Genomic DNA, 23072 nt, shown 5'->3' on the forward strand with positions numbered 1-23072 from the left:
GCTGCCATGACCACGTTGTTGGAAGTGAAAGACCTGGTGGTGGAGTTCCCCACCCGCCGCGGGGTGCTGCGCGCGCTCGACGGCGTGTCGTTCGACATCGCGCCGGGCGAAATCCTCGGGGTGGTGGGCGAGTCGGGGGCGGGCAAGTCGCTCACCGGCGCGGCCATCATCGGGCTGCTGGAGCCGCCGGGGCGCATCGCCGCGGGCGAAATCCGCTTGCAGGGCCAGCGCATCGACAACCTGCCGCCGGCGCAGCTGCGGCGCATCCGGGGCCGGCGCATCGGGGCCATCTTTCAGGACCCGCTGACCTCGCTCAACCCACTGTACACGGTGGGGCAGCAGCTGGTGGAGACGATCCGCACGCACCTGGATGTTTCGGCCGCCGAAGCGCGCCGCCGCGCCATCGAGCTGCTCAAAGACACCGGCATCCCGGCCGCCGAGCAGCGCATCGACCACTACCCGCACCAGTTCTCGGGGGGCATGCGTCAGCGCGTCGTCATCGCGCTGGCGCTGGCCGCCGAGCCGCAGTTGGTGGTGGCCGACGAGCCCACCACGGCGCTGGACGTGTCGATCCAGGCGCAGATCATCACGCTGCTCAAGCGCATCTGCCACGAGCGCGGTGCGGCCGTCATGCTGATCACGCACGACATGGGCGTGATCGCCGAAACGTGCGACCGTGTGGCCGTGATGTACGCCGGTCGCGTGGCCGAAATCGGCCCGGTGCACGACGTCATCCACCGCCCCGCGCACCCCTACACGGCCGGGCTGATGCGTTGCATCCCCGACATGGACGTCGAGCGCGAGCGGCTGCACCAGATCGACGGCGCGATGCCGCGTCTGACCGACATTCCGCGCGGCTGCGCCTTTCACCCGCGCTGCCCGCAGGCCATGCTGCGCTGCCACGAACAGCGTCCCGAACTGATGCCGGCCGGCGCCACCCGCGCCGCGTGCTGGCTGCACGACGCGGCCACCGCCGCCCCCGTTGAGTTGACCGCATGAGCACGACCCTCCCCTCCAACCCCGGCGCGTCAGCCGCCCCGCTGGTGCAGGTGCAGGACCTGGCCCGCACGTTCGACGTTTCGCCGCCGTGGCTCAACCGTGTGCTGGCGCGCCAGCCGCGCCAGTGGCTGCACGCGGTCGACGGCGTGACGTTTTCCATCGCCCGCGGCCAAACGCTGGCCCTGGTGGGCGAGTCGGGCTGCGGCAAAAGCACCGTGGCGCGGCTGCTGGTGGGGTTGTACCAGCCGACCCGGGGCCAGGTGCATTTCGATGGCCAGGACGTGCACGCCACGCTGCGCAGCGCCCAGGGGCGCGCGCTGCGGCGGCGCATCCAGATGATTTTTCAGGACCCGTACGCCAGCCTCAACCCGCGCTGGCGGGTCGAAGCCATCGTGGCCGAGCCGCTGCGCGAACACGGCTTGGTGACTGGCGCGGCCGCGCAGCGCGAGCGCGTGGCCGAGCTGCTGCGCGCGGTGGGCCTGAGCCCGCACGACATGGTCAAGTACCCGCACCAGTTTTCCGGCGGGCAGCGCCAGCGCATCAGCATCGCGCGCGCGCTGGCCACGCAGCCCGAATTTCTGGTCTGCGACGAGCCCACCTCGGCACTGGACGTCAGCGTGCAGGCGCAGGTGCTCAACATCATGAAGGACCTGCAGCGCCAGCACGGCCTGACCTACCTGTTCATCAGCCACAACCTGGCGGTGGTGCGCCACGTCAGCGACCACGTCGGCGTGATGTACCTGGGGCGGCTGGTGGAGCTGGCCGACAAACGCACCTTGTTCGCCGCCCCGCGCCACCCCTACACGCGCATGCTGCTGGCGGCCATCCCCAAGCTGCACGCCACCGGGCAGGCGCGCACCCCGGTGCAGGGCGAAGTGCCCAACCCGCTCAACCCGCCCAGCGGCTGCGCGTTCCACCCGCGCTGCCCGCACGCCAACGCCCGCTGCCACAGCGAGCGCCCGCAGCTGCAAGCCATCGACGGCGTGCAGGTGGCGTGCCACGCGGTGCAAGAAGGCCGGCTGTGAGCGGCGCGGGCGCCCGCCCGCGCGCGTGGCGTCAGGGCGGCGGCGAGCCGGCGTCGTCCAAGGCTTGGGCCGCCAGGCACAGGTCGGCCCAGGCCTTGCCCTTGTCCACCGGGTTGCGCAGCAGGTACGCCGGGTGGTAGCTGACCACGATCGGCACCTGCAGCGCCCCAAAGCGGCCCGTGTACACGCGGCCGCGCAGCCGCCCCAGCGGGGTGTGCGCCACGTCCGCGGGCGCGACGCACCCCCCTTCGGCCAGCAGCGTGTGGGCGGCAAAGCGCCCCATCGCCACGACGATGCGTGGCTGCAGCAGCGCGATTTGGCGCAGCAGGTACGGCGTGCAGCGCGCGATTTCCTCCGGCAGCGGGTTGCGGTTGCGCGGCGGGCGGCACTTGAGCACGTTGGCGATGTACACGCCTTGGCCGCGGCGCAGATCGAGCGCGGCAAGCATGCGGTCGAGCAATTGCCCGGCGCGGCCCACGAACGGCTCGCCCTGGCGGTCTTCTTCCTCGCCTGGGGCTTCGCCCACGATCAGCCAGGTCGGACGACGGTCACCCACACCGGGCACCGCGCGTTGACGGCACGCGCCCAACGCGCAGGCGCGGCAGGCGTCGATGGCGGCGTGCAGCGCGTCCCAGTCCAGCGTGTCCACCGGCGCGTTGGGCGCCGTGGGCGCCGGCAGGGGGGCGCCGGGCGGCGGGTCGATGGCCGTGGACCGGGCCGCAGCGGCTGGCTCGTGGGGCCGAGGGGCCGCAGGACCCGGCGGCGCGGCCACCGGCATCGGCGCCGGGGGGCGGGTGGTCGGGGTGGCTGGGGGCGCAGCCTCGGCCTGCGACACCATGCCGTCCTGGGGAGGCGCCGGCTGCGCCGGGCGCGGCAGCAGCGCGCGCGGCAGCCACCACGCGGGCACGCCCATCTCCGCCAGCAGCGCGCTGCGCTGGTCGTCCAACCAGGGCAGGGCACGCGCGGGGCGTGGCGGTGTCGGCGGTTGGGGCTGCATGGGTCGGATCATACGGCGTGAAGGCGCACGTGCACGCTACACTGCAAGCCCGTGCTGCTGGTGCGCACGTTGGGTGGGGTTGTCGTCGTGCCCACACTCAACGAGGGCTGTCGTCTACAACGACAACGTCGACAGCCCGGAGATTCGCAAGTGGCTTGGTGAGGTGGTGGGCAAAGAAGGCTCGACGGACGTCGGCTGACTGTGCATGATGCACCCGCGGCTGGAGCTGCTGCGACAGTTGTGGCGCGAGGACGGCGCAAGTTTTGTGTCCATCGATGACAACGAAGTGGCCGCCTTGCGGTTGTGGATGGATGAGTTTTTAGAAGTTACTCGACTGGAGCGAGAGGCTATGAACCAACAACCCATCGCAACTGCGCACGACCCAGATTTGCGTCTGTCACTGCAGGCCCTGCAGCGTGCCGCCCAGCGGGCATGGGAACTGGCCGCGCAAACGGGCACAGCCATTGTGGTTAGCCATGGTGGTGTCATCGAGCACATCCGCCCATCGCCGCAAGCAAAAGCGTCGTGGTTGCAGGATCCTCCCGGTGCCGTAGGGTGATCATACACGGCCCCATTTGCCCCCAAAAGCTACCAGCAGCAGGTGCTCGACAGTGGCAAGTCCTGTTTCAAGGTTTGTCACGAGCTGTGACCTTGCCTTTGGAAAACGAATCTCTTTGAGTCGCTCAATACAGGCAACGCTGACCTTGCCCTCGGCATGTGAATCCCATAGCCGAGCTCACATGTTCGCTGTTTTGGGTTGGCCCGTGAGCCAGCGTTGCTTGTACGGCATTGGGCTGAGGTAACGCGGTGTTGAATGCAGCCTGCGGCCGTTGTACCGCCGCAGCCAGCCCACCGCCTCGTGTGCCGGCTGTCGGTCATGGCTTGAAATCGCCTTTTGGCGCGCGCCTTGATGCCGTGGCGGCTGCATGGGCTTGCGAACCCGGTCCTTGCCTGGGCGCATACCTCGGGCCAGCCGCGCCTCATCGCTCAGCCGGGTGCGCTGTGTCCGTTGCGCCTGGCGGGTGAAATGCGGGTGGTAGCCGCTGGACCTCACGCCCAGCACCTCGCACATCACCGGCACCGGCCCGCTTGGGTGACGTCGTTGGAGGAAGGCGCACTCCACAGCGGCCCTTTCGAGGAGTACGCCATCGCCGTTTTTGGGATGTCGCGCTTCACGTTGACCCGGGCCAGTGCCTTGCCGTCTTCGTCATGGCCGCTCCCCTTGCCTGTGTCGAACCACTCAGCAAGGGACTCGCTTGCCAGGGGCAAGGTCACTGCGTGCCGGTCAGGGGCAAGCGGTGGGATTGGATCGAACCGTGGTTGGAGCGCAATGCTCCCCCATATCCAGCCGCATGACGATGGCGTCTTCGCGCCGCTGGGCGGTGTCGGGGTAGTAGTTTTTGCGCACGCCCACCTCCACCCAGCCGCAGCGCTGGTACAGCGCGCGTGCCGGGGCGTTGCTGCGCCGCACTTCCAGCCACAGGTGCGCGTAGCGCTGCGCGCGGCCCCAGTGGGCCAGCGCGTGCAGCAGCCAGCGGCCCCAGCCCTGGCGCTGGTGGGTGGGCGCCACGGTGACGTCGAGCAAATGCCCCTCGTCCACGCCGGGCATGGCCACCAGGTAGCCCAGCAGCCAGTGCCCTTCGGGGGTGGTGGGGCTGTGCACCCAGTGGGGCGGGTCGGCCCCGGCGTCGGGCCGCAGCGCCAGCAGGCGCATCCAGTACCCGGCCGCCAGTGAATCTTCGAAGTGCCGCGCGCGCCACGGGTGGGCGTGGGCGGTTTTTTCCACCTCCACCACGGCCGGCACGTCGGCGGCGGTGAGGGCACGCCAGCACAGCCGCGCCGCCAGCGGCGCGGGGGCGGGGCACGGCAGCGGCTCGGCGGGGGTGTCCATGGTGGGCTCAGCCGCCCCGGGCGGCACGCAAGGCGGCTTGTTCGTGCACGTCCAGCGCCACCTTGTCACGCACGTACAGCGGCTGCGCATGCGCCGCCGGCACGCACAGGCCGCGCTCGATGCCTTGGGCCGCCAGGCGCAGCAGCGCGGCGGCGTCGGGCAGGGTGTGGCAAGCCAGGGCGCCGCGCCACGCGGCGGGCAGCCGCTCGGCGTACACCCCGCCCACGTTGCCCGCGCACAGCGTGGTGGCGTCGTCGGGTTCGGGCAGCGCTTCGGGGGCGCTCAGGCGCGGGGCGGCCAGCTCCTGCCAGCCGTGGCCGGCGCGCCACGCGTAGCGGGCGACGTAGACCTCGTCCATGCGCGCGTCCAACGCCGCCCACACCTGCAACTGCGCTGCATCCGGGGCATGGGTGTGGCGGGCGGCCTCGGCCACCGCCAGCAGGGTGCTCAGCGGCAGCACCGGCACACCGCCGGGGCGCGCGCCCGCGGCCAGCCCCTGCACCACGGCGCAGGCGGTGCGCAAGCCCGTGAACGATCCTGGTCCGCAACCAAACACCATGCCATCCAACGCGGCCAGCGGCCAGTCCAGCTGCCGCAGCAAATCCACAATGGCGGGCAGCAGGCGCGCCGAGGCTTGCGGGCCGCCCTCGCCGCCGTGGTAGGCCAGCGGGGTGTCGGCGCCCGCGGCGCCCAGCGCGATGCTGAGCGCCGTGGTGCTGGTGTCCAGCGCCAGCCAGCGCCGACGGCCGGGTGGGGTGGGGATGCTCATGACCGTCGATTATCCCGCGCGGCCACCGGACTCTCCGTTAGACTTGGGCGCGGCCAGCCCCGCGCGGTGCTGCACGAAGGGGGCTGCGCGCAGCCAAGGAGTCCCCGTCATGCCCAACGAGCTTTCCCCCAAGACGACGCCCGCCGGCGCGCGCGGCCCGTGGCAGACGCTGCGCGAGCACTGGCCGATGATGACGCTGTACGAGCGCTTCGAGCAGGTCGTGGCCCTGGTGCTGTCGGCGGTGATCGCGGTGATCATCGTCACGTCGATGGTGCAGCTGATCCGCGTGGTGTTCACGCTGCTGGTGTTGGACGCCTTCAATCCGCTGGACCATCAGGTGTTCCAGACGGTGTTTGGCATGATCATGACGCTGTTGATCGCGATGGAGTTCAAGCACTCGATCGTGCGCGTGGTCATGGGGCAAGACAGCATCGTGCAGGTCAAAACCGTGGTGCTGATTGCGTTGATCGCGCTGTCGCGCAAATTCGTGATCCTGGACCCCGACACCTCGCCGGCCAAGGTGGCGGCGCTGTCGGGCGCGGCGCTGGCCCTGGGCATTGTGTACTGGCTGATGCGCGAGCGCGATCAACGTGCGCTGGACGCCGAACGGGCCGCCGCCCTGGCGGCGCACCACGACAAGGAGCTTAAGCGATGACCCCCGACCCCTGGCGTTCGAACACGCGCCGCAGCGACCCGTTCGGGCGCCGTGTGCTGTGGCTGGCCTTGGCCGTGGCCGCGTTGATGCTGCTGTGGCACCTGCTGCCGACGTGGGTGGCGGCCTGGCAGCCTGCGCCGGCCGACGGCGGGCAGCGTACCGTGACGCCGCGCGGCGATCTGGCCGCCGACGAGCGCGCCACCATCGAGCTGTTCGAAAAGGCGCGCGACTCGGTCGTGTACATCGCCACCACGCAGGTGGTGCGCGACGTGTGGACGCGCAACGCCTACGAGGTGCCGCGTGGCACCGGCTCCGGCTTCATTTGGGACGACGCTGGCCATGTGGTGACCAACTTCCACGTCATCGAGGGCGCGTCATCGGCCACCGTGCGTCTGGCCGACGGGCGCGAGGTGCGCGCGGCGCTGGTGGGGGCGTCGCCGGCCCACGACATCGCGGTGCTGCGCATTGGGGTGGGCTTCAAGCGGCCGCCCCCGGTGCCGGTGGGCACGAGCCACGATCTCAAGGTCGGGCAAAAGGTGTTCGCCATCGGCAACCCGTTTGGGCTGGACTGGACGCTGACCACGGGCATCGTCTCGGCGCTGGACCGCACGCTGGCCGGTGACCCCGGCAAGCCGCCCATCCAGCACCTGATCCAGACCGACGCGGCCATCAACCCCGGCAACTCGGGCGGTCCGCTGCTGGACTCCTCCGGGCGGTTGATCGGCATCAACACCGCCATTTACAGCCCGTCCGGCGCGTCGGCCGGCATTGGGTTTGCGGTGCCGGTGGACACGGTGGCGCGCGTGGTGCCGCAGCTCATCCAGCACGGCCGCTACGTGCGCCCCGCGCTGGGCATCGAGGTGGACGACGCGCTCAACCAGCGGCTGGCGGCGGCCACCGGGGTCGAAGGCGTGTTCGTGCTGCGCGTGCAACCGGGTGGCGCCGCGGCGCAGGCGGGTCTGGAAGGCGTGCGGGTGGGGCCACAGGGCATCGAGCCGGGCGACGTCATCGTCGCCGTGGAGGGCAAGCCCGTCGATGGGGTGGGCACGCTGCTGGCGCGCCTGGACGACTTCAAGGTGGGCGACGTGGTGCGCTTGAGCGTGCGGCGCGGCGACGCGACGCGCGAGGTGACGGTGACGTTGCAGCCGGGGGTGTGAGCGTGCGACGCCGAGCGGTTGCCGGGGCGCTGCTGGCCGCCGCCCTGCCCGCGCGGTTGTGGGCGCAGCCGGGCGATGGTGCGGCGCCGCCGCCAGGGTTGCCGGAGCCGGTGATGGCCGCGCTGCGCCGCGCGCGGCTGCCGCCGTCGGCCCTGGCGCTGGTGGTGGCCGAGGCGACACCCGGTGGGCGTGTGGTGGCCATGCACCGCGGCGCCGAGCCGGTCAACCCGGCCTCGGTGATGAAGCTGGTCACCAGCGCCGCCGCGCTGGACCTGCTGGGCCCGGCGTGGACGTGGCGCACGCGTGTCTACACCGATGGGGTGCTGGCGCCCGACGGCACGCTGCGCGGCCACCTGTACCTGCGCGGCGGCGGCGACCCCAAGCTGGTGGCCGAGCGGCTGTGGCTGCTGTTGCGACGGGTGCGGGGGTTGGGCATCGCGCGCATCGAAGGCGATATCGTGCTGGATCGGCGCGCGTTTGCGCTGCCGCCGCACGACCCGGCGGCGTTCGACGGCGAGCCGCTGCGCCCGTACAACGTGGGGCCCGACGCGCTGCTGCTCAACTACGGCGCGCAGGTGCTGACCTTCACGCCCGACCCCGCCGCGGGGGTGGCCCGGGTGCACGTGGAGCCGCCGCTGGCGGGGGTGGCGGTGCCGGGCAGCGTGCCCCTGGCCGAGGGGCCGTGCGAGGACTGGCGCGCCGCGCTGCGCGCCGACTGGAGCGACGCCCGCGCCCCCCGGCTGCAGGGGCGCTACCCAACGGCGTGCGGCGAGCAGGTGTGGGCGCTGGCCCACCCGCAGCCCGAGCAGTGGGCGGCCCGGGTCGTGGCGGGCACCTGGGCGGCGGTGGGGGGTGCGCTTGCGGGCACGGTGCGCGACGGGGAGGTGCCGCCTGCGGCCACCCTGCGGCTGAGTTGGCCCTCACCCCCGCTGGCCGAGGTGGTGCGCGACCTCAACAAGGCCAGCCAAAACGTGATGGCGCAGCACGTGCTGCTGGCGCTGGCCTGGGTGGGGGGCGACCCGGATGGCGCGCCCGCCACGTTCGAGGCCGCCCGTGCCACGTTGCGGCGCTGGTGGACGCAGCGCCTGGGGGCGGACGTGCCCCCGCCGCAGGTGGACAACGGCGCGGGGCTGAGCCGGACCGCGCGCATCACGCCCGTGGCGCTGGCGCGGCTGCTGCAGTGGGGCTGCGCACAGCCGTGGGCGGCGGACTGGGTGGCCGCGCTGCCGCACCTGGGGGTGGACGGCACCTTGGCGCGCTGGCCAGCGCTTGGGGTGGCGGCGCAACTCAAGTCCGGCAGCCTGGCCGATGTGCAGGCGCTGGCCGGCTACGTGCTGGGCCCTGCGGGCCAGCGTCGGGTGGTGGTGGCGGTGCTCAACCACCCCCAGGCGGGCGCGGGCCGTGACGCGCTGCTGGCCGCGGTGCGGTGGGCGGCGCAGGTGCCCTGAAGGGGCTTCGCGCACCACCCGCGCGACGTTCAAGGCTCGATTTCGATGCGGCCGGGGCCGTTGGCTTCGGTGGCCTCCAGCGCCCGCTGCGCGGCGATGACCATTTCGGCGGCGAGCTCGCGCAGGTCTTGCTCGGCGCCGGCGCGGCGCCCATGCACGCCGATGCTGACCGACACCGGCGCCAGGCCGTCGTCGCGCGCCGCGCTGGCCAGTTGGCGCAGGTCTTCGGCCAGCACCAGCGCGCCGGGCACGTCGGCGTCGGGCAGCACCACGACAAACTGCGCCGGTCCCCAATGGGCCAGCATTTCGTGCGCCCGCAGCCGCGGGGCCAGGCGGCGCGCCAGCGCCTGCTCCAAGAAGCGGGCGGGGGAGGGGCGCGCATCGGCCTGCACCACCAGCACGGTGGTGGGGCAACGCCGCCGCTCAGCCACCGAGAGCTGGCGCACCAGGTAGTCCAGCGCCGCGGCCCGGTTGGGCATGCCGGTGTCGCCGCGGCGCAGCGGCAGATCCGCCGGCCAGCGCCGCCGCGCCCAACGCACGCCCAGCCACAATCCAGCACCGAGCGCGAGCGCGGTGCTGACGATCCAAGCGATCCACAGGGGCAGCGGCATCCCGCTATCGTAGCCGCTCGGGCGCCCAGGCAGCGCAGCCGGGCGTGGCGCCGGGCTCAGGCGGGCGCGCCGATGGTCAGCGTCACCTCGCCGACGCCCGCCACGCGCCCGTGCAGGCGATCGCCCGGTTGCACCGCGCCCACCCCTTCGGGCGTGCCGGTGTAAATGACGTCACCGGGTTGCAGGTGGTAGTACTGCGACAGGTCGCTGATCAGCTCCGGCACGCTCCAAATCAATTGGCTCAGGTCGGCGCGTTGGCGCACCGCGCCGTTGACCTCGAGCACGATGTCGCCCTGCGCCAGCGCGGTGGCGGGCATCGGCCGCACCGCGCCGCACACCGCCGAGCCTTCGACGTCTTTGCCCAAGCACCAGGGGTGGCCCTTGTCGCGCAGGCGCAGCTGCACGTCGCGTCGCGTCATGTCCAATCCGGCCGCGTAGCCGTAAATGAGCTCGTGCGCGCGCTCCACAGGCACGCGCGCCCCCCCCTGGCCCAGCACGACCACCAGCTCCATTTCGTAGTGGAAGTTGGTCGTCTCGGGGGGGTAAGGCAGCGTGGCGCCGCTGTCGAGCAGGTGCACCGGCGACTTGGTGAAATAAAACGGCCGTGCTGTGGCCTTGTCCACGGTGACGCCCATTTCCTGGGCGTGGGCGTGGTAGTTGCGGCCCACAAAAAACAGCCGGTGCACCGGCAGGCGCGCGTCGGTGTCCTGCACGCGCAGCGCGGCGGGGGCGGGGGGATTCCAGAGGTAGGTCGTCATGGCAAGGGGAGGTGGAGCAAGGGAGGGAAGCGGGGCGCCGCGGTGGGCACACCCTCTCATGGTAGCCCGGCCGCCAGCTGCCCCAGCATCGGTTGCGCGGGGTCGGGGCGAACCTCGTACAACCCGAGCTTGCGGTGCAACGGACTTTCGTCGGCCAGGAACAGGTACGACGCTTCGGTGGCGGAGCGGTTGACCAGCACCAGCGGCGTGTAGCCGGGGATGGCGCAGGTGTCGGCTTCGTCCAGCGCGTGGGTCATGGTGGCAAACGCCGCGCCCGGGGGAGCCTCGACGTGCACCTCGGTACCCCCTTCGATCTGGTGCAGCACCAGCGCCGGTGAACGCGCGGGCAAGGCCAGCGTTTGGCCGGGGCGCAACATCAAGGCATGAAAGCCAAGGATGTTTTCGGCGTCGGCGCCGGTGACCGGGTTGACGTAGGTCACTTGGGCCGCGGCCTGGGCGGGCAGCTCGTCGGCCAGCGCGCGCAGCGCCGCGCGCACCTCGGCCCACGGATAGCGCAACAGCGGGTAGCGGGCCGCCAGTCCCTCGGGCGGTTCGAACAGGGGCTGGGGGCGCACCCCGGCGCGCACGTGCTGGCGCTCGCCATGCTGGGGCCGCGGGGTTTGGCGCGTGCCGTTTTCGTGGTAGCTGGCCTCCAGGTGGTACACCAGCGGCAGGTCCAGCACGTCCAGCCACACCACGGGGTCGGTGCCGTCGTGGCCGTGCTCGTGCCACAAGCCTGTGGGGGTCAGGATCAGGTCGCCGCGCGCCATCGGGCAGCGCTCGCCCTCCACCGTGGTCCAGGCGCCAGTGCCTTCGACCACCATGCGCACCGCGTTGGGGGTGTGGCGGTGGCTGGGGGCCCACTCACCCGGCAGCAGCAGCTGCATGCCCAGGTAGATGGCGGCGCTGGCCTGCATCGCCTCCAGCCCGTGGCCGGGGTTGGCCAGCACCAGCACGCGGCGCTCGGCCTTGTCGATCGGGGTCAACTCGCCCGCGCGCAGCAGCAGAGGGCGAATGTCGCGGTAGGCCCAGTGCGTGGGCCGGGTGCGCTGCGCGGGCCGCTGCGGCGGCAGCAGCGCCCGCAGGCTGGGCCACAGCGGCACCAGGTTGCGCTCGCGCAGCGCCTGGCGGTAGTCAGGCGGCAGCTCGTCCAGGGTTCCCAGGGTGTGCATCGTAGGGCTCCTCGTGTCCGTGGCGGCGGCAGCGGTCAGTGCGGCGTGGCCAGACAGTGGCCCACGGTCCAGCCGTACAGCCACTCCAGGGCATCGTAAAAGCGCTCGGGGCTGCGGCCGCGCCAGAGGTCGTTGCGCACCAGGCGCTCCACACCCTTGGCGTGGTAGATGCGGCCCATCTCGCGGCTGGACAGCACGATGCGCGCCGTGCGCGCCACCCGCGAGCGTTGGTACAGGTCCAGCGCACGGCCCCAGTCACCGTTGTGCACGCGCAGCGCCTCGCCCAGGGTCACGGCGTCTTCCATCGCCATGCAGGCGCCTTGCGCCATGTACTGCGTCGTCGGGTGCGCGGCGTCGCCCAGCAGGGTCACGCGGCCAAAGCTCCAGCGCTCGATCGGGTCGCGGTCGGCGGTGGCCCAGCGCTTCCAGCTCTTGGGCAGGTCGATGAGCTTGCGTGGCAGCGGGTGGATGCCCTGGAAGTAGCTTTGCACCTCCTCGCGGCTGCCCTCGGTCACGCTCCACTCCTCTTGTCGGCGGCTGTGGAACGTGACGACGACGTTGTACTGCTCGCCGCCGCGCAGGGGATAGTGCACCAGGTGGCAGTTCGGCCCCGCCCACAGGCTCGCCGCGTTCCACTTGAGCTCGTCGGGGAACTCGGCCTTGTCCACCACGGCGCGGTACACCACGTGGCCGGTGACGCGGTGGGGGTCGCCGACGTACTGCGCGCGCACCACCGAGCGCACGCCGTCGGCGCCGATGAGCGCCTGGCCGCGCCAGCGCTGGCCACGCTGGTCTTCCACCGTCACCCCGGCGTCGTCTTGCTCGACGCGCACGATGCGCGAGTCGGTGTGGAAGGTGACGCGGTCGCTGGCCTGCACCCCTTCGAGCAGCGAGGTGTGCACGTCCACCCGGTGGATCACCGCGTAGGGGTTGCCAAAGCGCGCCCGAAACGCCTGCCCGGTGGGCACGCGCGCCACCAACGAGGCGTCCAGCGCGTCGTGCATCACCAACTCGTCGATGTACACGGCGCGGCGCCGCGCGGCTTCGCCCACGCCCAGCGCGTCCAGCGCCGAAAACGCGTTGGGTCCGAGCTGGATGCCAGCGCCGATTTCGCCGATCTGGGCGGCTTGTTCGAACACCTGCACGGTGTAGCCTTGGTTGGCCAGGGCCAGCGCGGCGGCCAGGCCGCCGATGCCGCCGCCGGCCACCAGCACGGGGGTTGAGGTGTGGCGGTTGTCCATGGGGTTGCTCCGGGTGGTGGGTGGCAAATAATTAGTACACTGATGATTAGTGTAGCGGCTTGGCAACGAGGCAACATCAGGGTTTACCCTGATCAACGAGCGGGCGCGGCACGCTGCCGGGACAATCGCGGCATGCAAGCCACCCCTTCGACGATCGAGCTGCACGACCAGCCCGGTCATGCCATTCGCCGCCTGCACCAGATCGCCGTGGGCATCTTTTTGCAGGAAACGGCCGAGTTGGGCCTGACCCCGGTGCAGTACGCCGCGCTGCAAAGCGTGCACAACGAGCCCGGCATCGACCAACGCACGCTGGCCAGCCGCATCGCGCAAGACACCTCCACCACCGCCGGCGTGGTCGAGCGGTTGCAAGGGCGCGGCTGGTTGCAACGCGCGCCCGACCCCGCCGACCGCCGCGTGCGCCGCCTGCACCTGACCGACGCCGGCCGTGCCGTGTTGGCCGCGGCCCAGCCCGCGATGCAGCGCGCTCAGGTGCGCATCCTGCAGCCGCTCACCGACGCCGAGCGCGCGCACTTCATGGCGCTGCTGCAGCGCGTGGTGCAGCACAACAACGTGCACAGCCGCGCCCCCGCCGCGCCAGCGGGCGTGTAAAGGTTGGAGGGATTGCCGTCCCGCGCGCCGGCACGGGCCGTCACGGTGAGGTCACACAAGGGGTTGCCACGGGTTGATGACGGCAACACCGGTCGGCTCGAAATCGGCTACGTTGCGTGTGACCACCGCCATGCCGTGCACGAGCGCGGTGGCGGCAATCAGTGCGTCACGCTCGCCGCGTCGGTCGGGTACGTGCAGCCGGGCGCAGCGCCGGGCGACCGCGGTATCGACGGGCAGTATGCGACCGGCGAATGTGGGCAACACCTTTTGCTCCAGCCAGGCGCGCAGCGCCGCGCCGTAGACGGGGTCTTTGCGCTCCATCGACACCACGCCCAGCTCCAACTCCATGACGGTGATGGTCGAGATGAAGAGGTCCGCCGTGTCGACGCCTTGCGCCCATGCCGCGACCTGCGCATCTGCGGTGCCCAACCGCACCTTGCGCAGCTCCGACACCACGTTGGTGTCGAGCAGGTACATCATGCAAGCTCAGCCGGCCGCGACACGATGGTGACGCGCGGCGGCTCGAATTCGATCGGTGCAGCCTCGGGCATGGCCAAGGCGTCGGCGATGGTGCGGCGCTGCCGGGTCAGGCGTTGGTAATCTTCAAAACTCAACAGCACGTGCGCAGGTTTGCCGCGATCCGTGATGATCACCGGACCGTGCTGGGCCGCCTTCTTGGCGCGCGTCACGTCCCGGTTCAGCTCCCGGCTGGAAAGGGTGGTGATGGTCATGGGACGCCTCCGCAGTGTGTTGGGTAGTAACGTTACTACTTTGGTGGGCATCCGTCAACGGCCCCGGCGTCGGTGCACGCCATCGGCACGGTTTGGCGGCCATCGGGCCTCGGCCGCGGTGGGGCCGAGGCCACATGCCGCGTGCTTGGGTCGGCCGCCGATGCGACAATGGCGCCCATGAGCACCACCGACGACGTCAACGCCTTGATGGACACCCTGGGCCGCCAGGCACGCGCGGCGGCGTTCGAGATGGCGCGCGCCAGCGCCGCGGCCAAAAACGCCGCGCTGCGCGCGCTGGCGGCGCTGCTGCGCGCCCACGTCGAGCCGCTGCAGGCCGCCAACGCCGCCGACGTGCAGCGCGCGCGCGCGGCGGGCCTGAGCGAGCCGATGGTGGACCGCCTCAAGCTCACGCCCAAGGTTATCGAAACCTGCGCGCAGGGCTGCGAGCAGCTGGCCGCCATGCCCGACATCATCGGCGAGATCATCGGACTGCAGCAGCAACCCAGCGGCATCCGGGTCGGGCAGATGCGCGTGCCGATCGGGGTGTTCGGCATGATCTACGAAAGCCGCCCCAACGTCACCATCGAAGCGGCCAGCCTCTCGATCAAAAGCGGCAACGCCTGCATCCTGCGCGGCGGCTCCGAGGCGATCGAGTCCAACCGCGCGCTGAGCAGCCTGGTGCAGCAGGCGCTGCAACAGGCCGGCTTGCCGCAGCAGGCCGTGCAGCTCGTGCCCACCACCGACCGCGCGGCGGTGGGCCGCCTCATCGCCATGCCCGAGTACGTCGACGTCGTTATCCCGCGCGGCGGCAAGGGCCTCATTGAGCGCATCAGCCGCGAGGCGCGCGTGCCCGTCATCAAGCACTTGGACGGCAACTGCCACACATACGTCGATGACCCGTGCGACCTGGAGCTGGCCGTCAAGGTCACCGACAACGCCAAGACGCAAAAGTACAGCCCCTGCAACGCCACCGAAAGCCTGCTGGTGGCGCGCGGCGTGGCGGCGGCGTTTTTGCCGCGCATCGGCGCGGTGTTCGCCGCCAAAGGGGTGGAGATGCGCTGCTGCCCCGAGGCCAAGGCGCTGCTGGCCGCGGTGCCGGGCGCCGTCGTCAAAGACGCCACCGAGCAGGACTGGTACGAGGAATACCTGGCCCCCATCATCAGCGTCAAGGTCGTGGCGGGGCTTGACGAAGCCATCGCCTGGATCAACCGCTACGGCAGCCATCACACCGACGCCATCCTGACCACCGACCACCGGCACGCGCAGCGCTTCCTGCGCGAGGTCGATTCCAGCAGCGTCATGGTCAACACCAGCACCCGCTTTGCCGACGGTTTCGAGTACGGGCTCGGGGCGGAAATCGGCATCAGCACCGACAAGTTCCACGCCCGCGGCCCGGTCGGGGTGGCCGGGTTGACGTCGCTGAAGTACGTGGTGCTGGGCGAGGGCGAGGTGCGCGGCTAAAGCGCCCCGTGCGGCGGCGCGGTGGGCATGCCCGGCCCACCGCTCACGCCGGGCTGGAGCGCAGGCCGTACGTCTTGTCGCCGAGAAACAGGTACTCGGCGCGCAGCAGCGCGTCACCCTTCTCCTCGCTGAAGGTGAAGCCAACCACGGCCAGCGCGGTGCCGGGCTGGATCTGCGGCACCTGCCACAACGCCATGCGCCCCAGGGGCGCCAGCTCGATTTGCCAGTGCGCATCGCGCCGGGTGGGCAGCACCGCCCGGGCCAACAGCGCTGGACCGTCCACGGGCGCCATTTGCGCCGGCACGGGGCGCTGGGCCAAGTCGGCTGGCAGCCGCAACGGCTGGGCCAGCTCCAGCGTCACTTCGGCGTGCGGGTTGCGCCAGCGCACCGCCACCGCCCGGCCCTCGAGGTAGAGGGGGCGGGTTTGGTCGAAGCTGCTCCAGCCGTGGTGGGCCAGGGCTGCCGGGTACCAGCCCCCCAAGCCCAGGCCCAGCGCGGCACCGCTGCGCATCAGGTCTCGTCGTTGCATCGTCGCATCCTCCGTCACAGGTAAGCGATCCAGCGTCCGCACGCCAACACGGCCAGCCAGATCACGGTCGAGGCGAGCATCTGGGCGCGTGCGGTGGCGTCGAGCCGCTGCAGCGACCCGCGGCCATGGAACCACGCCGCGTTGCCGCCGGCCAGCACCAGCAGGCCCATCTTGACTGTGAAGGCGCGGTTGGCCAACAGTTCCTGCGGCTGGGTGCCGAACATCAGCAGACCACTGGCGCCGGCCAGCGCAAAACCCACCGCCACCAGCGCCAGGCTCAGTCGGGCCAGCGCCGCCACAGGCAGCGCCGCCCCGGCACCGAACACGCGCAGCTCCAGCAGCACCAGGTTGCCCAGCAGCAACGCGATGCCGGCCAGGTGCACGACTTCGAGCAGCGGGTAGGCCCATGGGTGGGCGGCAAGGGCGGTCCACATGCCCCAAGCGTACCGTGTGGCCCAAAACCCACCATGGCCGCGGGGGCCGGCTGCGCGACCATACGGGGATAATGCGCCCCATGGCCAAACAACGTGTCGTCGTGGGGCTGTCGGGCGGGGTGGACTCCGCCGTCAGCGCTTACTTGCTCAAGCAACAGGGCTACGAGGTCGTGGGCATCTTCATGAAAAACTGGGAAGATGACGACGACAGCGAATACTGCTCCAGCCGCCAGGACTGGCTGGACGCGGCCAGCGTCGCCGACGTCATCGGCATCGACGTCGAGCACGTCAACTTCGCCGCCGAATACAAAGACCGCGTGTTTGCCGAGTTTTTGCGCGAGTACCAGGCCGGCCGCACCCCCAACCCCGACATCCTGTGCAACGCCGAGATCAAGTTCAAGGCGTTTTTGGACCACGCGATGCGGCTGGGCGCCGACAAAATCGCCACCGGTCACTACGCCCGTGTGCGCGCCGTGCGCGCCCGCGACGGCCAGCCCCTGACCGAGGGCGAGGTGGCCACGCTGCCGCCCGACCAGGTGCGTTACCAGTTGCTCAAAGGCGTCGACCCCGGCAAAGACCAGAGCTACTTTTTGCACCGCCTGACGCAAGCGCAATTGGCGCGTGCGATCTTTCCCGTGGGCCACCTGCACAAGCGCGAGGTGCGCCGCATCGCCGCGGAGATCGGCCTGCCCAACGCGCGCAAAAAAGACTCCACCGGCATTTGCTTCATCGGCGAGCGGCCGTTTCGCGAATTTTTGCAGCGCTACCTGGACGGCACCCCCGGCCCCATCGTGGACGAACAGGGCCGGGAGATCGGCCGCCACGTGGGCCTGAGCTTTTACACCCTGGGCCAGCGCCAGGGCTTGGGCATCGGTGGTGTGCGCGGGCGCGACACCGACCAGCGCGGCGCGCACGCCCCCTGGTTCGTGGCGCGCAAGGATCCCGCCACCCACACGCTGTGGGCGGTGCAAGGGCACGACCACCCGTGGCTGCAGTCCCGTTGGCTGCGTGCCGAGGACGTCAGCTGGATCGCCGGTGCGGCGCCTGCGCCCGGCGCGTACGCGGCCAAAACGCGCTACCGTCAGGCCGACGCCGCCTGCACGCTGGAGCTGCCCGGCTCGGGCGATGGCTTGGTGCTGCGCTTCGCCGAGCCCCAGTGGGCCGTCACCCCCGGCCAAAGCGCCGTGCTGTACGACGGCGAGGTCTGCCTGGGCGGCGGCGTCATCCACAGCGCCGAAGCCACCGAGCGGCCGTTGCCGGCGGTGGTGCGGCCCATCACCCGCAGACGAGTGCACGCGCGCTGACGCCTGCGGGTTGCTTGGCCTCATTCCCTCGGCGTCCATGGGTGCCGGTGCATTACCGAACCCCGCCGCAAGCAGGGGCTGGGTTGGATAGCGCTACGATCCACGCCCATGCGCTCATCACCGCAACCCTCAGGCTGGAACGCGTGGTTCCCCATCCTGCACTGGGGGCGCGCGTACAACCGGCACGACGCGCTGGCCGACGTGACCGCGTCGGCGGTGGTGACGTTGCTGCTGATCCCGCAAGCGCTGGCCTACGCGGTGCTGGCCGGGTTGCCACCGGTGACCGGTTTGTGGGCCAGCATGTTGCCGATGGTGGCCTACGCGCTGATGTGCAGCAGCACGGTGCTGGGGCCGGGGCCCACCGCGCTGCGCTCGATGATGTCGTTGGCCGCCGCTGGCGGTGTGGCGGCGGTGGGCAGCGCGGACTTTGCCGCCGCCAGCGCGCTGTTGGCGGTGCTGGTGGGGGTGACGCTGCTGGTGATGGGGGCGCTGCGCCTGGGGTTTGTGGCGCACCTGCTGAGCCGGCCGGTGCTGGCGGGGTTTACGACCGCGGCGGCGGTGCTGATCGCGATGGGGCAGGTGCGCCACCTGCTGGGCGTGCCGCTGCAGGCCGATGACGCGTTGTCCTTCGCGCGCAGCCTGTGGCAGCACGCCCACGCCACCCACGAGCCCACGCTGGCTGTCGGCGTGGCGGCCCTGGCGTTGTTGCTGGCGCTGCGGCGCGCGGCCCAGCCCGTGTTGGTGCGGCTGGGGGTGCCGGCGGGCGTGGCGGCGCTGGTGGCCAAGGCCGCGCCGCTGTGGGTGATGCTGCTGGCCATTGGGTTGTCCCAGGCCCTGGGGCTGGCGCGGTGGGGCGTGGCGGTGGTGGGTGACATCCCGCGCGGCCTGCCGCCGTTGACGGTGCAGCCGTTGCTGCAGTTGCCGTGGTCGGTGGTGCAGGCGTTGCTGTGGCCCGCGTTGCTGATGGCGTTGCTGACGTTCGTCGAGCAGATTTCGATCGCGCGCGACATGGCCGCGCGCCGACGCGAGCCGTTGGACGTCAACGCCGAAATGCGTGCCATGGGCGCGGCCAACGTGGCCGCGGGCTTCAGCGCCGCGTTCAACGTGGGGGCCAGCTTTGGCCGCACGGCGGTGGTGGCCGACGCGGGCGGGCGCACGCCGGCGGTGGGGCTGATCACCGCGGCGCTGCTGGCGCTGACCGCGTTGTACCTGACGCCGCTGTTGTACGCGCTGCCGATGGCGGTGCTGGCCGCCATCATCGTGGTGTCGTTGGGCACGCTCACCGATTGGGCCAGCTTTGCGCGCCACTGGCGCTACGCGCGCACCGATTTTGCGGCGCAGGTGCTGACCTTTGCGCTGACCGTGCTGGTCGATTTGCTCACCGGACTGGCGGCGGGGGTGCTGGCGTCGCTGGCGCTGCACGTGGCGCGCAGCAGCCGGCCGCACATCGCCGTGGTGGGCAACGTGCCCGGCACGGAGCACTACCGCAACGTGCTGCGCCACCCGGTGGTCACGCACCCGCAGGTGCTGGGCCTGCGGGTGGACGAAAGCCTCTTTTTTGCGAACGCTCCGTACCTGGAGCAACGTATCGCCGACCTCGTGGCCAGTCACCCTCAGGTGCGCCACGTGGTGTTGCAGTGCTCCGCCATCAACGCCATCGACGCCAGCGCGCTGGACAGCTTGCGCGCCATCAACGACCGGCTACGCGCCGCCGGGGTGCGGCTGCACCTGAGCGAAGTCAAAGGGCCGGTGATGGACCGGTTGCAGCGCAGCGACCTGCTGCAACGCCTCAGCGGCCAGGTGTTCCTGACCCACCATCAAGCGGTGCAGACGCTGGCCGCCGATGCGCCGTCGCAGGCCTGAGGGCTGGGGGCGCGCAGCACCTGCAGCGTCGTGTGGCCGATGCCGAAGCGCTCGCGCAGCGCCTGCGCGGTGGCGTGCAAAAAGGCGTCGTCACCGCCGCCGGCGGGCATGATCAGGTGCGCGGTCAGCGCCACTTCGCGTGTGCCCATTGCCCACACGTGCAGGTCCTGCACCGCCGTCACACCGGGCTGGCTGGCCAGCAGCGCGCGCACCGCCTCCAGGTCCACCTGCGCCGGCACCCCGTCGAACAGCAGGTGCAGCGACTCGCGCAGCAACCCCCAGGTGCCAACGACGATGACGATGGCGATCACAAGGCTGGCCGCCGCATCGACCCAATCCCATCCCTGCCACCAGGTTAGCGCGCCGGCCACCACCACGCCGGCCGACACCAGCGCATCGGCCGCCATGTGCAGCAGCGCCCCGCGCTGGTTGAGGTCATGCGCGCTGCCGCGCACGAACAGCAACGCCGTGGCGGTGTTGATGACGATGCCGATGGCGGCCACCACCATCACCGACACGCCGGGCACGGGTTGCGGTTGCCACAGGCGCTGCAGCGCCTCCCACGCCAGCCAGGCCATCGCGCCCAGCAGCAGCACCGCGTTGACGAAGGCGGCCACGATGCCGGCGCGCTTGAAGCCGTAGGTGTGGCGCGGCCCGGGGCGCACGCGCGCGGCCAGCGCACCGGCCCACGCCAGCAGCAGGCCGGCCACGTCGCTCAGGTTGTGGCCGGCGTCGGCCAGCAGCGCCAGGGATCCGACGTGCCAACCCCAGCCCGCTTCGATGGCGACGAAGGCGAGGTTGAGCGCCACCGCCAGCGCAAACGCACGCTCGGCCCCGTGCTCGCCCGGCTGGCTGGGGCGCGCAGCGTGCGCATGGCCATGGTGATGTCCGTGCCCGTGGTCGTGGATGTGTCGGTGCGCCATGGCACGCAAGCTTACTCTTGTTCGACCTCAAGGTAGGTGCGGTTAGCCAATTGGGGCAGCCACACCTCGGCGTGCTTCAGGTGCGCGAAGGGTCGCGCGTCGAACGTGCGCACCGCCGTGCCCAGGTCCACGCCCTCGTCCACCGCCCGGCGCATGTGGGCGCGCAGGGCACGCAGCAGCTCGCCGGTGTCGCGCTGCGCCTGGGCCAGGTCGGTCACCCGGCCGTGGCCTGGCACCACGATGCGCGGCTGCAGGGCCTCCAGCGCCTCGAAGGTGGCCAGCCACGGCCGGCTGCGGCTGACCGGGTGCATGCCCAGGATGCGATCCACGTAAACCACATCGCCGGTGAACACCACGCCGTGGGCGGGCACATAGACCATCATGTCGCCGGGCGTGTGGCCACCGCCGCGGTGCACCAGCCGCAGCGTGACGCCACCCAGCGTCAGCTCGGTGTCGTCGCCGTCGATCCAGTGCGTGGGCAGCACCACCTCGGTGCCCGCTTGCTTGTCCTTGAGGACGGGGGCGTTGGCGCTCAGCTGCTCGGGGCCGCGGCGCTGCATGTCGGCGCGGCCGTTGGCGTGCGCGTACACCGGGATGCCCTGGCGCACGAAGTACCCGTTGCCCAGCCAACGGTGGTCTTGGGTGCCGGTGTTGATGACCCAGCGCACGGGCTGCCCGGTGGCGCGTTGCGCGGCAGCGGCCAGGGTGGCCGCGGTGCGCACGGTGGCGCCGCTGTCGATCAGGATGGCGCCTTGGGGCGTGGCGATCAGGCCGATGTTGGCGTTGAGCGCCTCGTTGTCGTAGGTGCGGCCTTCGGTGTCGCCGACGTAGGCGTACACCCCGGGCGCCACCGCGGTGAAGGCGATCTCCAGCGCCCGGGCCGCCTGCGCGGTCAGCAGGGCCAGCAGGCCCAGCACCGTCGCCGCCGCGCGTCTCCAACCGCCACGTGGGTGGCACGCTCCCACGGCGGGGTGGCTGCGGGGGGGCGCCATCAGCAGCACCCCGCAGACGCGTTGGATCGGGCGCCGCAACACCCGCCGGTCGCCGGCGCGGGGGCCGGCGCGCCACCGCAGCAGCCGCTGCCGGCCGGCGCGGGCGCCGCAGCGCCGCCGCAACGGCCCCCGGTGGCCGCGCGCTCGGCCCCGGCCGCGGCGCCGCGCAGCCACTGCTGCACCTTGTCGCGGCTGGGCACGCCGCCGGCGTGCACCACCTGGCCGTCGATGACGACGGCCGGCGTGCTCATCACGCCGTAGGCCATGATGGCCTGGATATCTTCGACTTTGGTGAGCTGCACCGCCACGCCCAGCGCCTGCGCGGTTTGCTCGATCAGGTGGACGGTGTTGCGGCAGTTGGCGCAGCCCGTGCCCAGTACGCGAACGTCCATGGTGAAAACTCCTTGGTTGAGGTTGCGGAGGGTGAACGACCCCGGGGGCGCCGTGCTCACAGCACGGCGTTGAAAACAAACCCGACGGCCAAAATGCCCGAGGCCACCACGGCCACGAAGGCAGCGATCAGCGGCAGCTTGAGCACCTTGCGCAGGATGACCAGCTCCGGCAGCGACAGCGCAATCACGCTCATCATGAACGCCAGCACCGTGCCCAGCGCGGCGCCTTTGGCCAGCAGCGCCTGTACGATGGGGATGACCCCAGCGGCGTTGGCGTACATCGGCACGCCGATCAGCACCGCCAGCGGCACCGACCACCAGGCGTCTTTGCCCATGATGGCCGCCATCATGTCCTGCGGCACCCAGCCGTGGATGCCCGCGCCGATGGCGATACCCGCCACGATGTACGGCCAAACCTTGCCGACCACCTCGCGCACGCTGGCGCGGCCCGCCTCGATGCGGTCGGCCAGCGTCAGCGTATCAGCCCCCGCGCTGGCTTGCACCCGGGGCATGTGGCGCACCCAGTCTTCCAGATGGCGTTCCATGCCCAGCCGTCCGATCACCCAGCCGGCCACGATCGCCACCGTCAGCCCCAAGCCCAGGTACAGCAGGGCAATCTTCCAGCCGAACAGGCCAAACAGCAGCGCCAGCGCCACCTCGTTGACCATCGGCGCGGCGATCAGAAACGACAGCGTCACCCCCAGCGGCACGCCTGCCTGCACAAAGCCAATGAACAGCGGGACCGCCGAGCACGAGCAAAACGGCGTCACGATGCCCAACGTGGCCGCCATCGCGTTGGCCACACCCTCGCGCCGGCCCGCCAACAGGGCGCGTGTGCGCTCGGGCGTGAAGTAGCTGTTGACCATGCCCATGACAAACACCACCCCGGTGAGCAGCAGCAGCACCTTGGGCGTGTCGTAAAAGAAAAACTGCAGTGCACTGCCCAGGTGGCTGTCGCGCTGCACGGGCAGCAGCGCCACCAAGGCTTCGGAGGCAGGAATCAACGTTTGGTACAGCGTCCACCAAAGGGCGGCGGCGGCGAACAGCCACAGCTTGGGGCGGCGCTGGGTCAGGGGCAGGGCAGCGGTGTTCATGCAAGCATCCTCGGCAG

Annotated in this window: 25 protein-coding genes; 10 read left to right on the forward strand and 15 right to left on the reverse strand. The window is 71.2% G+C overall.

Annotated features, from left to right (window positions below):
* Positions 1 to 6 precede the first annotated feature (6 nt).
* On the forward strand, positions 7 to 999 hold the full coding sequence (locus tag EDC36_RS05125; protein ID WP_132962178.1) for an ABC transporter ATP-binding protein: 993 nt from the start codon (positions 7 to 9) through the stop codon (positions 997 to 999).
* On the forward strand, positions 996 to 2024 hold the full coding sequence (locus EDC36_RS05130; protein WP_132962179.1) for an ABC transporter ATP-binding protein: 1029 nt from the start codon (positions 996 to 998) through the stop codon (positions 2022 to 2024). Before EDC36_RS05125 ends, EDC36_RS05130 begins: the two co-directional genes overlap by 4 nt.
* Before the next feature lie 31 nt (positions 2025 to 2055).
* Here EDC36_RS05130 and EDC36_RS05135 read toward each other — a convergent pair whose 3' ends face one another.
* Positions 2056 to 3021 carry a uracil-DNA glycosylase gene (locus tag EDC36_RS05135; protein WP_132962180.1) on the reverse strand — a complete coding sequence of 322 codons (966 nt, stop codon included), beginning with the start codon at positions 3019 to 3021 and terminating at the stop codon, positions 2056 to 2058.
* A gap of 205 nt (positions 3022 to 3226) precedes the next feature.
* Between EDC36_RS05135 and EDC36_RS13245 the strand changes: the two genes are divergently transcribed.
* Positions 3227 to 3580, forward strand: a complete 354-nt coding sequence (locus EDC36_RS13245; RefSeq protein WP_207895051.1) for a hypothetical protein — start codon at positions 3227 to 3229, stop codon at positions 3578 to 3580.
* 726 nt (positions 3581 to 4306) lie between these two features.
* Here the strand turns inward: EDC36_RS13245 and EDC36_RS05150 are convergent.
* Together EDC36_RS05150 and tsaB are read right to left on the reverse strand one after the other, a co-directional pair.
* Positions 4307 to 4912, reverse strand: coding sequence for a GNAT family N-acetyltransferase (locus tag EDC36_RS05150; protein WP_132962181.1), 606 nt, complete (start codon positions 4910 to 4912; stop codon positions 4307 to 4309).
* Positions 4913 to 4919: 7 nt separating this feature from the next.
* The gene (gene tsaB / locus EDC36_RS05155; protein ID WP_132962182.1) at positions 4920 to 5681 is read right to left on the reverse strand and encodes a tRNA (adenosine(37)-N6)-threonylcarbamoyltransferase complex dimerization subunit type 1 TsaB; all 762 of its coding nucleotides are present in this window, start codon (positions 5679 to 5681) and stop codon (positions 4920 to 4922) included.
* A gap of 187 nt (positions 5682 to 5868) precedes the next feature.
* On the opposite strand from tsaB, the gene EDC36_RS05160 reads away from it, so the two are divergent.
* Genes EDC36_RS05160 through dacB form a run of 3 tightly spaced genes read left to right on the forward strand, consistent with a single transcriptional unit; the run spans position 5869 to position 8941 of the window.
* Positions 5869 to 6336, forward strand: coding sequence for a phosphate-starvation-inducible PsiE family protein (locus EDC36_RS05160; RefSeq protein WP_243646486.1), 468 nt, complete (start codon positions 5869 to 5871; stop codon positions 6334 to 6336).
* The gene (locus tag EDC36_RS05165) at positions 6333 to 7493 is read left to right on the forward strand and encodes a S1C family serine protease (RefSeq protein ID WP_132962184.1); all 1161 of its coding nucleotides are present in this window, start codon (positions 6333 to 6335) and stop codon (positions 7491 to 7493) included. Before EDC36_RS05160 ends, EDC36_RS05165 begins: the two co-directional genes overlap by 4 nt.
* Complete coding sequence (gene dacB, locus EDC36_RS05170; RefSeq protein WP_132962185.1) at positions 7490 to 8941, forward strand: D-alanyl-D-alanine carboxypeptidase/D-alanyl-D-alanine endopeptidase; 1452 nt, start codon at positions 7490 to 7492, stop codon at positions 8939 to 8941. Before EDC36_RS05165 ends, dacB begins: the two co-directional genes overlap by 4 nt.
* A 29-nt stretch (positions 8942 to 8970) precedes the next feature.
* Here dacB and EDC36_RS05175 read toward each other — a convergent pair whose 3' ends face one another.
* Genes EDC36_RS05175 through EDC36_RS05190 form a run of 4 tightly spaced genes read right to left on the reverse strand, consistent with a single transcriptional unit; the run spans position 8971 to position 12723 of the window.
* Positions 8971 to 9552 carry a nucleotidyl cyclase domain-containing protein gene (locus EDC36_RS05175; protein ID WP_132962186.1) on the reverse strand — a complete coding sequence of 194 codons (582 nt, stop codon included), beginning with the start codon at positions 9550 to 9552 and terminating at the stop codon, positions 8971 to 8973.
* 56 nt (positions 9553 to 9608) lie between these two features.
* Positions 9609 to 10310: a fumarylacetoacetate hydrolase family protein gene (locus EDC36_RS05180; RefSeq protein ID WP_132962187.1), complete on the reverse strand. Its 702-nt coding sequence runs from the start codon at positions 10308 to 10310 to the stop codon at positions 9609 to 9611.
* Between the two features lie 56 nt (positions 10311 to 10366).
* Positions 10367 to 11482, reverse strand: a complete 1116-nt coding sequence (locus tag EDC36_RS05185; RefSeq protein WP_132962188.1) for a cupin domain-containing protein — start codon at positions 11480 to 11482, stop codon at positions 10367 to 10369.
* Positions 11483 to 11517: 35 nt separating this feature from the next.
* Positions 11518 to 12723: a 3-hydroxybenzoate 6-monooxygenase gene (locus EDC36_RS05190; protein ID WP_132962189.1), complete on the reverse strand. Its 1206-nt coding sequence runs from the start codon at positions 12721 to 12723 to the stop codon at positions 11518 to 11520.
* 132 nt (positions 12724 to 12855) lie between these two features.
* On the opposite strand from EDC36_RS05190, the gene EDC36_RS05195 reads away from it, so the two are divergent.
* Positions 12856 to 13332 carry a MarR family winged helix-turn-helix transcriptional regulator gene (locus tag EDC36_RS05195; RefSeq protein WP_132962190.1) on the forward strand — a complete coding sequence of 159 codons (477 nt, stop codon included), beginning with the start codon at positions 12856 to 12858 and terminating at the stop codon, positions 13330 to 13332.
* A gap of 51 nt (positions 13333 to 13383) precedes the next feature.
* Here EDC36_RS05195 and EDC36_RS05200 read toward each other — a convergent pair whose 3' ends face one another.
* Together EDC36_RS05200 and EDC36_RS05205 are read right to left on the reverse strand one after the other, a co-directional pair.
* Positions 13384 to 13812: a type II toxin-antitoxin system VapC family toxin gene (locus EDC36_RS05200; RefSeq protein WP_207895053.1), complete on the reverse strand. Its 429-nt coding sequence runs from the start codon at positions 13810 to 13812 to the stop codon at positions 13384 to 13386.
* Positions 13809 to 14063, reverse strand: a complete 255-nt coding sequence (locus EDC36_RS05205) for a type II toxin-antitoxin system Phd/YefM family antitoxin (RefSeq protein ID WP_132962191.1) — start codon at positions 14061 to 14063, stop codon at positions 13809 to 13811. Before EDC36_RS05205 ends, EDC36_RS05200 begins: the two co-directional genes overlap by 4 nt.
* A 177-nt stretch (positions 14064 to 14240) precedes the next feature.
* Between EDC36_RS05205 and EDC36_RS05210 the strand changes: the two genes are divergently transcribed.
* Positions 14241 to 15524 (forward strand): glutamate-5-semialdehyde dehydrogenase, encoded by a 1284-nt coding sequence (locus EDC36_RS05210; RefSeq protein ID WP_132962192.1) that lies wholly within the window; start codon positions 14241 to 14243, stop codon positions 15522 to 15524.
* Between the two features lie 43 nt (positions 15525 to 15567).
* Here the strand turns inward: EDC36_RS05210 and EDC36_RS05215 are convergent, their stop codons facing one another.
* Positions 15568 to 16053: a DUF6152 family protein gene (locus EDC36_RS05215; protein ID WP_132962193.1), complete on the reverse strand. Its 486-nt coding sequence runs from the start codon at positions 16051 to 16053 to the stop codon at positions 15568 to 15570.
* A gap of 14 nt (positions 16054 to 16067) precedes the next feature.
* A complete protein-coding gene (locus EDC36_RS05220; protein WP_132962194.1) occupies positions 16068 to 16487 on the reverse strand; it encodes a hypothetical protein in 420 nt (139 codons plus the stop codon).
* A gap of 80 nt (positions 16488 to 16567) precedes the next feature.
* On the opposite strand from EDC36_RS05220, the gene mnmA reads away from it, so the two are divergent.
* Positions 16568 to 17791 (forward strand): tRNA 2-thiouridine(34) synthase MnmA, encoded by a 1224-nt coding sequence (mnmA, locus tag EDC36_RS05225; RefSeq protein ID WP_132962195.1) that lies wholly within the window; start codon positions 16568 to 16570, stop codon positions 17789 to 17791.
* A gap of 108 nt (positions 17792 to 17899) precedes the next feature.
* Positions 17900 to 19654: a SulP family inorganic anion transporter gene (locus EDC36_RS05230; protein ID WP_132962196.1), complete on the forward strand. Its 1755-nt coding sequence runs from the start codon at positions 17900 to 17902 to the stop codon at positions 19652 to 19654.
* On the opposite strand, the gene EDC36_RS05235 is transcribed toward EDC36_RS05230, so the two are convergent.
* The 4 genes from EDC36_RS05235 to EDC36_RS05250 are packed head-to-tail and all read right to left on the reverse strand — an operon-like array spanning position 19609 to position 23055.
* On the reverse strand, positions 19609 to 20577 hold the full coding sequence (locus EDC36_RS05235; protein WP_132962197.1) for a cation diffusion facilitator family transporter: 969 nt from the start codon (positions 20575 to 20577) through the stop codon (positions 19609 to 19611). The two genes, EDC36_RS05230 and EDC36_RS05235, sit on opposite strands and share 46 nt — an antisense overlap.
* 11 nt (positions 20578 to 20588) lie before the next feature.
* Entirely contained in the window at positions 20589 to 21569 is a 981-nt protein-coding gene (locus EDC36_RS05240) for an MBL fold metallo-hydrolase (RefSeq protein ID WP_132962198.1), read from the reverse strand.
* Positions 21569 to 21961 (reverse strand): thioredoxin family protein, encoded by a 393-nt coding sequence (locus EDC36_RS05245; RefSeq protein WP_132962199.1) that lies wholly within the window; start codon positions 21959 to 21961, stop codon positions 21569 to 21571. The genes EDC36_RS05240 and EDC36_RS05245 overlap by 1 nt, the downstream gene beginning before the upstream one ends.
* 56 nt (positions 21962 to 22017) lie before the next feature.
* Entirely contained in the window at positions 22018 to 23055 is a 1038-nt protein-coding gene (locus EDC36_RS05250; RefSeq protein WP_132962200.1) for a permease, read from the reverse strand.
* Positions 23056 to 23072 lie beyond the last annotated feature (17 nt).

This window comes from Tepidimonas ignava (assembly GCF_004342625.1).
In the GTDB taxonomy this organism is placed as follows: domain Bacteria; phylum Pseudomonadota; class Gammaproteobacteria; order Burkholderiales; family Burkholderiaceae_C; genus Tepidimonas; species Tepidimonas ignava.